Genomic DNA, 14,000 nt, shown 5'->3' with positions numbered 1-14,000 from the left:
CTGGTTTCCTGTGCCGATCCACCGAAACGATTTCGCCCGTACCGATCCTTTTCACATGCGCGAGGCGCAGAATGGGTTCACGGTTCACGAGGCGGAAGGGAGACGGCGATGCTGATCGACGGGCCCCCGGGGCCGCTCCGCCTGGCATCCGATGCCGTACAGCACTTCCGTGGCCCGGCCGCCGTTGCGGCCATCGGTCGGAGCGCGGCCACCCAGATCCGCTCCGTCGCGCCGCTGGTGCTCCTCTCGATGTCCCGCGTGCTCCCGCACGTCGCCGACCACGACTGCCCTGCCTGCGATCTGGCCGACCGGCCCGTGCCGCGGCTCTCGTTCACCGAATGGGACAGTGGCCGCTGGTTCGTCGTCGACCCGCAGTTCGGGATGCTCGGCGAGATCGAACTTGTCGGCACCTGCTACCGGGTCTCCCACGCGGCCGACGCGAAGGGCGCCACCTTCGGGTTCGGTTCCCTGCCACTCGCGGTCACCTACTTCGAGGAGTACGCTGCCGCGCTGGCGCTCACGCTGTAGCGACCCCTTGCAGCGGCCCCGCGGTCAGGGTTTCACGACGTCGGTTCGCCGCGAGAGCTGCACCACTCCGTAGACGGCCAGCGCCCCGGCCACGACGAAGGCGATGCTTGCCCACCAGGGCGCCGAGGCCGCCTCGCCGAGAACCACGATGCCGATCGTCACGCCCACCATCGGATCGATCACGGTCAGCCCGGCGACCACCAGGTCGGGTGGGCCCGACGAGTACGCCGTCTGCACGAAGTAGCTGCCCGCGAGCCCCGCCAGGATGAGCCCGAGGATGCAGAGGATGGTCAGCCAGTCACCGGGCGTGATGTGGAACTTGTCCATGAAGAGAGTCTGGATGCGCTCGATGACGACCTTGGCGAGAGTGGCGACGAAGCCGAACAGGATGCCGGCCCCGACGATCCAGAAGATCGGTGTCGCCCGGTTCCGGAACAGCAGGAACACAGTCACGACGATGGCCAGCACGACGGCGAGGATGATCAGCACGATCGCGAGCTGCGTCTCGTTGATCGGCAGGGTCGACGTGGTGAGCGCGGCGACCGTCACGAAGAGGGCGATGCCGCCGACGCAGAACGCGATGGCGCGGATCGTCGAACGGCTGAGCTTCGTCTTCGTCGTGCGGGAGTTCACCACAGCGGTGATGACGAGAGCGATCGCGCCGAGCGGCTGAACGACGGTGAGGGGTGCGAGGTAGAGGCTCGTCAGCTGGAACACGATCGCCAGGGCCAGCATGAGGGTGCCGATCACCCACGAGGGTCGCCGGATCAGCGCCACCAGCTGCCGGAGGTCGAGGCCGGACTTGCCCTGGCCGCCGGTGCGGGCGTCGACCTTGTTGACACCGCGGTGCTGGTACTCCGCGCCGAGGGCGAGGAACACGGCACCGACCAGCGCGATCGGAATGCCGAGGGACTGCATCGGGGTGAGGGAGACGAGCTCAACGGCCATCGCGCCTGGTCTCGATTCGTACTCGGGTGCCGCAGCACGGGGAGGAAGGGTTCTCCCTATGAGTATCGGGCCTTTCTGCCGCAGCCGTCGACGGGTACCCCCGCCTGTCCTGTTCTGTTGCGTCCGGGGTGCACAGGTGTTAGGCCGTAGGCACGATGATCTGGCGGATGCTCTCGCCGCGGGCGAGGGAGTCCATCGCCTCGTTGATCTCGTCGAGGTGGATCTCCGCCGAGACGAGGTTCTCGACCGGCAGCAGGCCCAGGCGCCAGAGGTCGACGAAGATCGGGATGTCGCGGGCAGGGATCGAGCTGCCGAGGTAGCTGCCGATGATGGTGCGCCCCGTGGAGACGAGGGCGAGCGGGGAGACAGCGGCGAGATCATCCGGAGCCGGCAGCCCGACGGTGACCGTGCGGCCGCCGGGCGCCGTCAGTGCCAGTGCCGTCTCGAAGGCGACGGCGCGGCCGACGGCTTCGATCACTGCGGGGGCCGTGATGCCGGCTTCGACGGCCTCGGCCGGCCCGTAGACCTCGTGCGCCCCGAGCGCCGTGGCCTGGGCGAGCTTGTCGGGGTTGGCGTCGATGCCGATCACCCGCGCACCCTCGACGGCGAGGCCGACGAGCACGGCGGCCATCCCGACCCCGCCGAGACCGACCACGATGAGGGTCTCGCCGGGTGCGAGCCGGGCCGCGTTCAGCACCGCACCACCGCCGGTGAGCACCGCGCAGCCCATCAGCGCCGCGACCTGCGGCGGAACGTCGTCGTCGACGGGAACGATCGAGCGGCGGTCGACGACCGCGTGGTCGGCGAAGGCGGAGACGCCGAGGTGGTGGTCGATGACCTCCACGCCGTCATGGATCCGTTTGGCCCCGTCGAGCAGCCGGCCGGCACCGTTGGCGGCGCTGCCGTTCTCGCACGGGGTGCGGCCGTCGCTTGCGCAGGAGGCGCAGTGCCCGCAGCGCGGGAGGAAGGTCATCACGACGCGCTGTCCGACCGCGATGTCGTCGACCTCGGCGCCGAGCGCCTCCACGATTCCTGCGGCCTCGTGTCCGAGCAGCAGCGGCACGGCGCGCGGGCGCACTCCGGTGAGCACCGACAGGTCGGAGTGGCAGACGCCGGCCGCCTCGATGCGCACCAGCACCTCGTGGGGGCCCGGCGCATCCAGTTCGAGCTCCCTGATGCGGATCGGCCGCGACCGGGCGAACGGTGACGGTGAGTCGAGGCTCTCGAGCACTGCTCCGGTGATCTTCATCGGTCACACTCCTTCGGGGATGTCGCCATCCGAGCCTACTCACAACCCGTGGCGGCGGGGCGGGGCGAGTACATTCGAAGTCACGACGCCGCTGTCCGGCGTCACCGGACGCCGAAAAGAGAACACCGTGGTCTTCACCTTCGCCCAACCCCGCCAGCTGCGAATCGGTGGGGGCGCACGGAGCGAGCTCGGCGAACTCGTCTCGGGGCTCGGAGCCAGCCGCCCGCTGCTCGTGACCGACGGGTTTCTCGAGGGCAACGGCGCAGCCGCCGAGTTGATGGCCCTGATGACGGGGGCCGGGCTCCAGCCCGCTCTCTGGGCCGAGACCGTTCCCGACCCGACGACGGATTCGCTGGTCAGCGGGCTCGCGGCGCTCCACGAGCACGGCGCCGACCTGGTGATCGGCTTCGGCGGAGGCAGCCCGATGGACACCGCCAAGGCGCTCGCACTACTCGCCGTGCAGGGCGGCCGGATGGCCGACTACCGGGCTCCCCGGCGAAACGACGGCCCCGCGCTCCCGGTCGTCGCCATCCCCACCACCGCCGGCAGCGGATCGGAAGCCACGCAGTTCACGATCATCACCGACAGCGGATCGAACGAGAAGATGCTCTGCACCGGACCGGCCTTCCTGCCCGCCGCCGCGGTGATCGACTTCGAGCTGACCCTCTCCATGCCCCCGCGTCTCACGGCCGACACGGGAGTGGATGCCCTCACCCACGCCGTCGAGGCGTACGTCAGTCGCCGCGCCAACCGGCTCTCCGACGCTCTGTGTCTCACGGCGATCACTTCGATCGGCGCGCACCTCCGCCGGGCGTATGCCGACGGAACGGATCGAGCTGCCCGCGAGGCCCTCATGCTCGCCGCGACGCAGGCGGGCATCGCGTTCTCGAACTCCAGTGTGGCCCTCGTGCACGGCATGAGCCGGCCCATCGGGGCGCACTTCCACGTCGCGCACGGGCTGTCGAACGCGATGCTGTTCCCCGCCGTCACCGCCTTCTCGGTGGGCTCCGCCACGGCCCGGTATGCCGACTGCGCCCGGGCGCTCGGCTGCGCAAGCGTCGCAGACGATGATGCGCAGGCGGCCGAATCTCTGGTTGCGGAGATCGGCGCGCTCTGCCGCGACCTGGCCGTCCCCACCCCCGAGGCCTTCGGCATCGACGAGGCCGCCTGGACTGCGACGATCCCGACAATGGTGCAGCAGGCCATCGCCTCCGGCTCCCCGGCCAACAACCCCCGGGTGCCGTCGCCCGACGACATCGCCGCCCTCTACGCCGCGATCTACCGCTGACCCGCTCCCCCCGCCCCGCCCTCGACGTGGCGGTGCAGCTTCTGCGGCGTCAGACCTGTACGAAGGTGTAGCGGTCCTTGCCGGCGCGCTTCGACTCGTACATTGCCTCGTCGGCGAGGCGGATGAGCGCCTCCCCGGTCACGACCCCGCCGGAGGTGCCGTCGGCCGAACCGGAGCCGGTAGAGCCGACGGTATTGTCTTCACGGCCGGCGCGGTGGTAGCTGACGCCCACGCTCGCCGAGAGCGGGAGGTCGGCAGCCTCACCGGTGAAGGGCTGTCGCACTGCGACGCGCAGCCGCTCGGCGATGTCGAGCACTGAGACTTCGTCGACATTCTCGCAGATGAGGAGGAACTCGTCGCCGCCGAGCCGGCCCACCATGTCGCCCGCCCGCGTCACCTCGGACAGGCGCTGGCTCACCTGCTTCAGCACGAGGTCGCCGCCGCGGTGGCCGAGCCGGTCGTTCACGGCCTTGAAGCCGTCGAGGTCGATGAAGATGAGTGCCACGCCCTCGCGGTCGGGCGTTTCGCGGGTGAGCAGCGTGTCGAGCCGTCGCTGGAGGGAGAGCCGGTTGGGCATGCCGGTGAGCGCATCGTGCAGCGACTGGTAGGAGAGCAGTTCGCGCAGACGCATGCGCTGGCGCACCAGCACGGCCTGTTCAGTGAGCGATTCCAACAGCTCCAGCGTGGCCGCCTCGAGGGTGCGGGAGCGCCCGAAACCGCAGGCCAGCACGCCGATGGGGGTTCCGTCGTCGATGATCGGTAGCACGGTGACCGCCTGTATGCGACGGGCGCGGAGGTCGGCGGCATCATGGGGGTAGCGGGCCTCCAGGTCGGCTGGGTCGCCGCAACTGATGGTCGTCGCTGTTCGCAGCGCGTCGACCAGGAGGCCGTGCACGTCGATCGGTATCCGGCCGACGTGGTCGGATCCCTGCGTGCGAACGAGCTGGCCCGTGCCATCGAGCAACCAGACCCCCACGCGGGAGGCGTCTGTCGCCGCCTCTGCGGCCTCCGACAGCGCCGCACCCAGATCGGCCTCGGTTTCTGCCGAACCGAAACCGGTTGTCGCGGTCTGGAGGATGCGCACCCGGCGCTCCGACACTTCCGCTGCGCGCCGGGCGGCCAGCAGGTCACGCTCGTAGGTGCGTCGCACCGTTGCGTCGAAGACAGCGAAGCGGATGGTCGCGCCCGAGTTCTCGTCGGAGACGTCGATGTCGACGACCGCATTCACGAACACCGAGAGGTAACGGGCATCCGACAGCTGGAAGTCGAAGGCGACCTCGCTTGCATGACCCTGCTGGCGCAGCATCGGCATGAACCGTGTCTCGTAGAAGAGCTTGCTGCCGCGGGTCAGACGTTCAATCAGGTAGTGGCCGACGACCTCTGCGCGGGTCGCCCCCACCATCGACAGGAAGGTCTCGTTCACGTTCGTCACGACGCCGCCCTGCGTAGCAGAGAGCAGCCCGCACGGGGCATGGTCGAACAGGCCCTCTGCCTGGTCGACCGGGCTCACGGCAGGAAGGTCCTGATCGTGTCGGCGAGCTTTGCAGGGTTGGCCAGGTGCACATAGTGGCCGTCGGCTTCCAGGACCACCAGCGTGCTGCCGCCGATCTCCCGCTGCAGGAACTCTCCCACGGCGACGGGAGCCACGATGTCATCGGTGGACTGCACGATCATCGTCGGAGTGGTCACCTTGGTGAGCTCGCTGCGGAGGTCGGAGAGAAAGGTCACGCGGGCGAACTGCCGGGCCACGGCCGGGTCGGCCTTCGCGAAGCTGTCGTTGAGTTCTGTGGCGAGCTCGGGCCGTTCGGCATTGCCCATGAACACCGGCGCCATGGTGGAAGCCCAGCCGAGGTAGTTCGCGTCGAGTGAGTCGAGCAGAGCCTCCACATCGGCCGCTTCGAACCCGCCCTCGTAGCCGGCGTCGTTGATGTAGCGGGGCGACGGGCCGACCAGGATGAGCCTGCTGAACAGCTCGGGCTCCGCGATCGCCGCGAGCACGCCCATCATGGCGCTCACCGAGTGGCCGACGTACACCACGTCACGCAGGTCGAGTGAGTGGATGATCTCCAGCAGGTCGTCGGCGTAGCCGTGCAGGGAGTCGTACTTGCTGCGGCTGTAGGCGTTCTGGTCGGAGTCGCCCGAACCGACGTGGTCGAACAGAACCACGCGGTGGTCGCCGGCGAAGAGGGGGGCGACCAGCCTCCACATGTTCTGGCTGGTGCCGTAGCCGTGGCCGAAGATCATCGGGGGCCCCTGTTCGCCGAGCAGGACGACGTGGTTGCGGGCGATCACGTTTTCGGCGTTCCCGGTTGCGGATGGGCTCACTGGCCAGTGTTCCGACAGCAGTTCATGTCGGCAGTTTAGCGGCGCGCCGCCGAGTATGCGCAACCCCCTCTCCATTCTGAAATGTGAGCGTTCACGAGCCACGATTCGCTCTCCGCGGCAAGTTGTCACGTGTTCGCCGAAACAAAAATTTCCTCCCGGCATTGTGAACCGATCGTGACCAAACCGTTACACAGCAGTCATTGCCGCGGGTATTGTTAGCGTTCACAATTGACCTGCCCGGTGGGCATCGAATGTGGCGGCGACGCCACCCTCAACGAGGAGGTTTGGGCATGAAGAAACTAATGGGAATGCTTGCGATGGCAGGTGCTGTCGCCCTGGTGCTGACGGGTTGTGCCGCTGGCGACGCGGGGAGCGCTTCAGGCGGGGGAGCAGACGGCTCCCCGATCAAGGTCGGGTTCTCGCAGGTGGGCGCCGAGAGCGGCTGGCGCTCAGCCAACACCGCGTCTCTGAAAGACGCGCTGAGCGACGCGAACGGCTTCAAAATGACGTTTTCCGACGCTCAGCAGAAGCAGGAGAACCAGATCGCTGCGATCCGCAGCTTCATCACCCAGGGTGTGGGCGCCATCGTCTTCGCCCCGGTGGTGGAGACCGGCTGGGACGACGTTCTGAAGGAGGCGAAGGACGCCAACATCCCGGTGATCCTGCAGGACCGTGCGGTGGACTCAGACCCGAGCCTGTACACGACCCGCGTCGGTGACGACTTCGAGAAGGAGGGGGAGACGGCCGGCAAGTACGTGGCCGACACCTTCAACGGCAAGAAGGCCAATCTCGTGGTGCTCGAGGGGACGACCGGATCGTCGGCAGCCAACGATCGCACAACGGGCTTCAACAAGGCCATCGCGGGTACCGACATCAACGTGCTCGATTCGCTGACCGGCAACTTCACCCGCGCCGAGGGCAAGACGGTCATGGAGGGGTTCCTGCAGAAGTACGGCAAGACCATCAACGTGCTGTTCGCCCAGAACGACGATATGGGTCTCGGGGCGCTCGACGCCATCAAGGCGGCGGGGCTGACGCCCGGCAAGGACATCCAGATCGTCACGATCGATGCCACGAAGGATGGCCTGACCGCCCTGTCGACGGGTGAGTTCAACTATGTGGTGGAGTGCAACCCGCTGCTGGGCGACAAGGTGGCCGACGTGGTGAAGAAGGTCGTCGCCGGCGAAAGTGTCGACAAGCTCTACGTGGCCGACGACCAGGCGTTCGACCAGGCGCAGGCGACCGTGGCACTGCCGACCCGCAAGTACTGAACCGCCGGGCCGAAGGGGCGGGCGCCGGTCATCCGGTACCCGCCCCTTCGGCCCCGACGACCGTCGAAGGAGAAGAATGTCTGCGCCAGAAGTCGTGGTCGAGGTACGGGATGTCTCGATCGAATTCCCGGGAGTCAAGGCCCTGCAGCACGTGGGCCTGAGTCTGCGGTCGGGGGAGGTGCATTCGCTGATGGGGGAGAACGGCGCGGGCAAGTCCACGCTGATCAAAGCGCTGACGGGGGTGTACCCGGTCGATTCGGGGACCATCATCGCCCACGGGGTCGAACGCGACTTCTCGGGTACGGCGGATGCCCAGGCCGCGGGCATCTCGACCGTCTATCAGGAGGTGAACCTGTGCACCAACCTCACGGTCGGCGAGAATGTGATGCTGGGGCATGAAGTGCGCGGCTTCTGGGGTATCAACTGGTCGGCCACGCACGATGCGGCGAGCATCCACCTCGCCCGCCTCAATCTCGATGTCGACCCGCGCTCACCGCTGTCTGCGCACTCGCTCGCCGTGCAGCAGCTCATCGCCATCAGCCGGGCGATGGTGATCAACTCGTCGGTGCTCATCCTCGACGAGCCAACCTCGAGTCTGGACCGGAGCGAGGTCGAGAAACTGTTCGATGTGATGCGGTCGCTCCGCTCAGACGGTGTGGCGATCCTGTTCGTCTCGCACTTCCTCGACCAGGTCTACGAGATCTCGGACCGCCTCACGGTGCTCCGGAACGGTGAGCTCGTGGGAGAGTACCTGCCGTCGGAGCTCGACCGCGTGAGCCTGGTGTCGAAGATGCTCGGGCGCGAGTTCAGCGAACTCGAGTCGCTCGGTGAGCGCGTCGCGCACACCGAAAGGCCCGAAGGTGTCGACCCGGTGCTCAACGTCAGCGGGCTCGCCCGTAAGGGCAGCGTCGAACCCGCCGACCTCGACCTGTATCCCGGCGAAGTGGTGGGGCTCGCCGGTCTACTCGGCTCCGGTCGCACCGAACTAGCCCGCGCCCTCTATGGGGCCGACCGTGCAGACGCGGGGCGCTCTTTCGTCAACGGCCGCGAGGTACGGCTGACCAACCCTCGCGATTCGGTCGACCAGCGCATCGCCTTCTCGTCGGAGGACCGACGGGCCGAAGGCATCGTGGGCGACCTGACCATCCGCGAGAACATCGCGCTCGGGGTGCAGGCGAAGCGCGGCTGGGCCCGGCCGATGACCCGTCAGTCGCAGGACGAACTGGCTCAGAAGTACATCGCCGCCCTGAACATCCGGCCCGCCAACCCGGAGGCCCTCATCAGGAATCTCTCGGGAGGCAACCAGCAGAAGGTACTGCTCGCCCGCTGGCTCGCCACTGCACCCCAGGTGCTGATTCTCGACGAACCGACCCGCGGAATCGACGTCGGGGCCAAGGCAGAGATCCAGAAACTCGTGACACAGCTCGCCACCGACGGCATGGCGGTGCTGTTCATCTCGTCAGAACTCGATGAGGTCGTTCGGTTGTCGCAGCGCATCTGCGTGCTGCGAGACCACAGGATAGTCGCAGAGATCGAAAACAAGGAAGGCATCACCGTGGATGACGTCGTGGCCCTGATCGCCCAAGGCGGCGACGAATGAGAACCCTCACCCGGCACCGGCTGTTCTGGCCGATCGCGGCACTGGTCGCGCTCGTCGTGATCAACACCCTCAGCCGCCCCTCCTTCCTCAGCGTCACCGTGAACGACGGTGAGCTGTACGGCTCTCTCATCGACATCCTGCGCAACAGCGCCCCGCTCATGCTGGTGGGCATCGGCATGACGCTGGTGATCGCCACGAGGGGTATCGACCTCTCCGTGGGAGCCATCATCGCCATCTCTGGTGCCGTGGCCCTGAGCTACATCGCGAACTCCGGATCGCCCGAGTCGTTGGTGACTGTCGCGACGGGCATCGGGCTGGGCATCGGTGTCTCGCTCGTGCTGGGGCTCTGGAACGGGTTCCTCGTCTCTGTCATCGGCATCCAGCCCATCATCGCCACCCTGGTGCTGATGCTCGCGGGCCGAGGTATCGCGATGCTCATCACCCAGGGGCAGATCACCACGATCACCAGTGGTCCGTATGACTTCATCGCATCGGGCTACGTCTTCGGGCTGCCGGTGCCGTTCTACATCTCGGTGGTCGCCGTGGTGGCCGCCGCGCTGCTCGTTCGCCGCACGGCGTTCGGCGTGCTGCTGGAGGCCGTGGGCATCAACCCGGCGGCGAGCCGGCTGGCCGGCATCAAGTCGCGCGGCATCATCTGGATCGTCTACGGCTTCAGTGGTCTGCTCGCGGGCGCGGCGGGCATCATCTACAGCTCGAACATCTCGGCCGCCGACGCCAACAATGCCGGGCTCAACGTGGAGGTCGACGCCATCCTGGCAGTCGTCATCGGCGGAACCTCGCTGGCGGGTGGCAAGTTCATGCTCTCGGGCACGGTGATCGGTGTTCTGATCATCCAGACCCTCACCGCCACGGTCACCTTCCTCGGCGTTCCTCCCGCGGTGACACCGCTGTTCAAGGCGATCGTCGTCATCGTTGTGTGCCTGCTGCAGTCGCCCAAGGTGCGCCAGCTCCTGACGAAGAGGCGAAAGCCCACGCCCCGCGCCGAGCGCACCGAGACCGTGAAAGTGAGCGCCGCCGCATGACCGCCGCCCCGACCCTGGAACGCCCTCTCGCCCAACGAGCCCCCCGTCGCACACCGCGCTGGCAGTTGCGCCTCTCGGCCTGGCTTCCGGTTCTGACCACTTCGGCCATCCTGCTGGCCATGTTCATCACGGGCCAGGCGGTCTTCGGCAACTTCTTCACCAGTCGCCTGATTTCGTCGCTCTTTCTCGACAATGCCTACCTGATCGTGCTCGCGGTGGGCATGACCTACGTCATCCTCACGGGCGGCATCGATCTCTCGGTGGGCGCCGTGGTCGCCTTCAGCGGCATCTTCGGGGCCCAGTTGCTGCAGACCGGCTGGCCCGCCTTCATCGTCATCCCCGCCATCGTGGTGAGCGGCAGCCTGATCGGCGCTCTCATCGGTGTTCTCGTGCAGGTCTTCGAGATCCAACCCTTCATCGCATCGCTCGCGGCCATGTTCCTCGCCCGTGGCCTTGCGTACGTGGTCAGCCTGCAGTCGATCGCCATCACCGACCCGGCCGTCACCTGGCTCGAACGAACACGGTTCCAACTCGGCGGCGGGTGGTTCGTCACGCCCACGGTGATCATCGCGGTGCTGACGGTTGCGGTATCGGTCTGGGTGCTGCAGTACACCCGCTTCGGCCGCAGCGTCTACGCCATCGGCGGCAACGAGCAGTCGGCTCGCCTGATGGGCCTGCAGGTCGCCCGCACCCGCATCGCGGTCTATGTGATCAGCGGAACCTGTGCAGGTATCGCGGGTCTCATCTTCGCGGCCTACACCGGCTCGGGCTACAGCCTCACCGGTCTCGGCATGGAGCTCGACGCCATCGCCGCCGTGGTGATCGGCGGCACCATCCTCACCGGTGGCAGTGGCTACGTCATCGGGTCGCTGTTCGGGGTGATGGTCTACGGGCTCATCGAGATCAGCATCACCTACATCGGGGTGGACTCGTGGTGGACGAAGATCGTCGTCGGTGGGCTGCTGCTCGTGTTCGTCGTGCTGCAACGGCTGCTGGTCGCCCGGCGCAAGCGATAATGGGTCGATGTTCGCTGATGAGCCGGTCGTGCAGATGCAGGGCGTCTCTGTCGACTTCGGCGGCGTGCGGGCGCTCGATTCGGTGTCGTTCCGCATGTTCCCGGGCGAGATCCACTCGCTGATCGGGGAGAACGGGGCCGGCAAGTCCACGCTGATCAAAGCGCTCACGGGAGTGCAGTCGATCAGTGCGGGAACGATCAGGGTGCGCGGCGAGCAGACCGCGTTCACCTCCCCGGCCGATGCGCAGCGGCTGGGCATCCAGACCGTCTACCAGGAGATGGACCTGCTGCCGAACCTCAGCGTGGCCGAGAACATCATGCTCGGGCGCGAGCGGCACGGTCGTTTCGGCATCAACTGGAAGCTGATGGAGGCGGATGCCGAGCGGGCGCTCGACGAGCTCGGGCTCGACCTCGACCCGCGTTCGGCGCTGGGGACACACTCGCTCGCCGAGCAGCAGCTCGTGGCGATCGCCCGGGCCCTCGCGGCACGGGCGAAGATCCTCATTCTCGACGAACCCACCTCGAGCCTCGACCAGAACGAGGTCTCCGAGCTCTTCCGCGTTCTGCACTCGCTGCGTGAGAGCGGGGTCGCCGTGCTGTTCATCTCCCACTTCCTCGACCAGGTCTACGAAGTGAGCGACCGGCTCACGATCCTGCGCGACGGTCGGTCGGTGGGCGAGTTCCTCACCAGCGATATCCTGCGCATCGATGTGGTGAGCCGGATGACCGGCACGCGCACGCGCGGTCTGCCCTCGCCGCTCGTGGCGGACGGGGGCGCAGAGCTGTCTGCGGGCGCCGCACGGCCCTTCTTCCGCGCGCACCACGTGGGGGTGAATGGAGCGATCGCACCTTTCGACCTGCAGGTCGGGGAGGGGGAGGTGATCGGTATCGCGGGCCTGCTCGGTTCGGGGCGGTCGGAGCTTGTGCGGCTGCTGTCGGGGGTCGAGCGCTCCGACAGCGGCGAGATCGAGATCGACGAGAAGCGGGTGCGGCTGCGCTCGCCGGCCAGCGCTCTCTCGCAGGGCGTCGCGTACTCCTCCGACAACCGGGCGGTCGAGGGCATCATCGGCGACTTCTCCATCGCCGAGAACATCCTGCTCGCCCTTCAGGCCGAGCGGGGATGGCTGCGGCGGCTGCCCAAGCAGCATCGCGACGAGCTCGTGCAGAGCTACATGACAGCCCTCGACATCCGGCCGGCCGACCCGGAGGCGCTGGTGAAGACCCTCTCCGGCGGCAACCAGCAGAAGGTGCTTCTGGCCCGGTGGCTGGCGCTCGCGCCGCGGCTGCTGGTGCTCGACGAGCCCACCCGCGGCATCGACATGGCGACGAAGGCCGAGATCCAGCGGCTGATCGCCGAGCTCGCTGCGAACGGCATGTCGGTGATCTTCATCTCGGCTGAGTTCCGCGAGCTGGTGGGGCTCAGCGACCGCATCGGGGTGATGCGCGACGGCCGGCTCGAAGTGGTTCTCGAGAACGACGACCTGTCGGAGGATCGGCTGCTGGCGATCATCGCCTACGGCAGCCAGGCGGGTGCGGGCGACGATGCCGAGAGTGATGAGCGGTGAGAGCCGGGGCCCATCGCAGGCCGTTGCCCGGTTGCCTCGGCATAATGTGATGAGGAACATCGGCGCGTCACAGGCTGCGAGAGGAAACAGGAGCGGTGGCGGAGCAGAGCGGTAGGGCGAGAGCGGCGAACATCTTCGATGTCGCGCGCCTCGCCGGAGTCTCTCACCAGACCGTCTCGCGGGTCATGAACGATCTGCCGAACGTTCGGCCCGCCACCCGGCTCAAGGTCGAAGAGGCGGTGAAGCAGCTCGGCTACGCCCCCTCGCCGGCCGCCCGGGCGATGGTCACGCGGCGCTCGCGCATCATTGGAGTGATCACGACGGGGGCCGCCGACTACGGCCCCTCCTCGACGGCTCTCTACGTGAACGAGGCGGCGCAGGAGGCGCGGTATTCGGTGCTCATGGTGAGCATCCTCGTCGCCACCGGCACCCGGGTGCGCGAGGCGATCGAGTCATTGCTGCGGCAGAACGTCGAGGCCATCGTGATGATCTCGACGCACCGCAGCATCCTCGACGCCGCCTACCAGCTCGAGATCGGGATGCCCCTCATCACGGTCGACCCGAGCGCGCCAGAAGGGCGGGACTCGGTCTCGATCGACCAGTACGACGGGGCGCGGGATGCTGTACGGCACCTCATCGGGCTCGGTCACCGCGAGATCGCGCACATCGCCGGGCCCAGCGACTCGCCCGATGCCCTGGAGCGCGTGCGGGGCTGGCGCTCGGAACTCGGCAGCCACTCGCTCGTGGCGCGCGACCCGAGCGTGGGCGACTGGACCGCCCTCAGCGGGTACCGCATCGGGTCGGAGCTTCCCACGACCAGTGCCGCGACCGCCTACTTCGTCGGCAACGACCAGATGGCCCTCGGGCTGATCCACGCCCTGTCCGAGCGGGGCATCCGGGTGCCCGAAGACGTGAGCGTCGTCGGTTTCGACGACATTCCCGAGTCGGAGCACTACCGCCCACCGCTGACCACCGTGCGGCAGGACTTCGAGGCGCTCGGCAACCTCATCATGAAGCGCGTGCTCCGGGCGCTGACCGACACGGAGTTCTCGCGCGAAGACCACCTGCCGGCCCCCCTCGTGGTGCGCGGCAGCACGGCGAGCCTGCTGCGGAACATCGACGCGCGCACCGCCTGACGCGCGCACCGCCTGACGCGCGCACCCGTCGC

Annotated in this window: 12 protein-coding genes; 8 read left to right on the top strand and 4 right to left on the bottom strand. The window is 67.7% G+C overall.

The genetic code is table 11. The features are described 5' to 3' along the window. Positions 1 to 108 precede the first annotated feature (108 nt). Complete coding sequence (locus B7R21_RS17245; RefSeq protein ID WP_116284488.1) at positions 109 to 528, top strand: hypothetical protein; 420 nt, start codon at positions 109 to 111, stop codon at positions 526 to 528. Positions 529 to 552: 24 nt separating this feature from the next. Here the strand turns inward: B7R21_RS17245 and B7R21_RS17240 are convergent, their stop codons facing one another. Continuing rightward, the gene (locus B7R21_RS17240; RefSeq protein ID WP_116284487.1) at positions 553 to 1,476 is read right to left on the bottom strand and encodes a DMT family transporter; all 924 of its coding nucleotides are present in this window, start codon (positions 1,474 to 1,476) and stop codon (positions 553 to 555) included. Positions 1,477 to 1,615: 139 nt separating this feature from the next. Then, on the bottom strand, positions 1,616 to 2,725 hold the full coding sequence (locus tag B7R21_RS17235; RefSeq protein WP_116284486.1) for an alcohol dehydrogenase catalytic domain-containing protein: 1,110 nt from the start codon (positions 2,723 to 2,725) through the stop codon (positions 1,616 to 1,618). A gap of 127 nt (positions 2,726 to 2,852) precedes the next feature. Between B7R21_RS17235 and B7R21_RS17230 the strand changes: the two genes are divergently transcribed. Continuing rightward, on the top strand, positions 2,853 to 4,013 hold the full coding sequence (locus B7R21_RS17230) for an iron-containing alcohol dehydrogenase (protein ID WP_216364287.1): 1,161 nt from the start codon (positions 2,853 to 2,855) through the stop codon (positions 4,011 to 4,013). Between the two features lie 49 nt (positions 4,014 to 4,062). Here the strand turns inward: B7R21_RS17230 and B7R21_RS17225 are convergent, their stop codons facing one another. Both B7R21_RS17225 and B7R21_RS17220 read right to left on the bottom strand, forming a co-directional pair. Then, positions 4,063 to 5,523: a diguanylate cyclase gene (locus B7R21_RS17225; RefSeq protein ID WP_116284484.1), complete on the bottom strand. Its 1,461-nt coding sequence runs from the start codon at positions 5,521 to 5,523 to the stop codon at positions 4,063 to 4,065. Next, positions 5,520 to 6,338: an alpha/beta fold hydrolase gene (locus B7R21_RS17220; RefSeq protein WP_253259884.1), complete on the bottom strand. Its 819-nt coding sequence runs from the start codon at positions 6,336 to 6,338 to the stop codon at positions 5,520 to 5,522. The genes B7R21_RS17225 and B7R21_RS17220 overlap by 4 nt, the downstream gene beginning before the upstream one ends. Positions 6,339 to 6,628: 290 nt before the next feature. Between B7R21_RS17220 and B7R21_RS17215 the strand changes: the two genes are divergently transcribed. From B7R21_RS17215 to B7R21_RS17190, 6 genes are all read left to right on the top strand, one after another. Further along, entirely contained in the window at positions 6,629 to 7,609 is a 981-nt protein-coding gene (locus tag B7R21_RS17215) for an ABC transporter substrate-binding protein (RefSeq protein WP_116284482.1), read from the top strand. A 76-nt stretch (positions 7,610 to 7,685) separates the two neighbouring features. After that, entirely contained in the window at positions 7,686 to 9,209 is a 1,524-nt protein-coding gene (locus B7R21_RS17210) for a sugar ABC transporter ATP-binding protein (protein WP_116284481.1), read from the top strand. Further along, positions 9,206 to 10,252: an ABC transporter permease gene (locus tag B7R21_RS17205; RefSeq protein ID WP_116284480.1), complete on the top strand. Its 1,047-nt coding sequence runs from the start codon at positions 9,206 to 9,208 to the stop codon at positions 10,250 to 10,252. The genes B7R21_RS17210 and B7R21_RS17205 overlap by 4 nt, the downstream gene beginning before the upstream one ends. Then, positions 10,249 to 11,268 (top strand): ABC transporter permease subunit, encoded by a 1,020-nt coding sequence (locus tag B7R21_RS17200; protein ID WP_116284479.1) that lies wholly within the window; start codon positions 10,249 to 10,251, stop codon positions 11,266 to 11,268. Before B7R21_RS17205 ends, B7R21_RS17200 begins: the two co-directional genes overlap by 4 nt. Positions 11,269 to 11,275: 7 nt before the next feature. Further along, on the top strand, positions 11,276 to 12,832 hold the full coding sequence (locus B7R21_RS17195; RefSeq protein WP_216364286.1) for a sugar ABC transporter ATP-binding protein: 1,557 nt from the start codon (positions 11,276 to 11,278) through the stop codon (positions 12,830 to 12,832). A gap of 95 nt (positions 12,833 to 12,927) precedes the next feature. Beyond that, positions 12,928 to 13,968, top strand: coding sequence for a LacI family DNA-binding transcriptional regulator (locus tag B7R21_RS17190; RefSeq protein ID WP_116284478.1), 1,041 nt, complete (start codon positions 12,928 to 12,930; stop codon positions 13,966 to 13,968). Positions 13,969 to 14,000 lie beyond the last annotated feature (32 nt).

Source organism: Subtercola boreus (assembly GCF_003399625.1).
Classification (GTDB): domain Bacteria; phylum Actinomycetota; class Actinomycetes; order Actinomycetales; family Microbacteriaceae; genus Subtercola; species Subtercola boreus_C.
This window is presented reverse-complemented; position numbering and strand designations above follow the sequence as displayed.

Bases quoted from the DNA above. Each gene is read 5' to 3' on its own strand.
- B7R21_RS17235 (WP_116284486.1), bottom strand. From the start codon at position 2,725: ATGAAGATCACCGGAGCAGTGCTCGAGAGCCTCGACTCACCGTCACCG.
- B7R21_RS17205 (WP_116284480.1), top strand. From the start codon at position 9,206: ATGAGAACCCTCACCCGGCACCGGCTGTTCTGGCCGATCGCGGCACTG.
- B7R21_RS17215 (WP_116284482.1), top strand. From the start codon at position 6,629: ATGAAGAAACTAATGGGAATGCTTGCGATGGCAGGTGCTGTCGCCCTG.
- B7R21_RS17200 (WP_116284479.1), top strand. From the start codon at position 10,249: ATGACCGCCGCCCCGACCCTGGAACGCCCTCTCGCCCAACGAGCCCCC.
- B7R21_RS17210 (WP_116284481.1), top strand. From the start codon at position 7,686: ATGTCTGCGCCAGAAGTCGTGGTCGAGGTACGGGATGTCTCGATCGAA.
- B7R21_RS17240 (WP_116284487.1), bottom strand. From the start codon at position 1,476: ATGGCCGTTGAGCTCGTCTCCCTCACCCCGATGCAGTCCCTCGGCATT.
- B7R21_RS17195 (WP_216364286.1), top strand. From the start codon at position 11,276: ATGTTCGCTGATGAGCCGGTCGTGCAGATGCAGGGCGTCTCTGTCGAC.
- B7R21_RS17245 (WP_116284488.1), top strand. From the start codon at position 109: ATGCTGATCGACGGGCCCCCGGGGCCGCTCCGCCTGGCATCCGATGCC.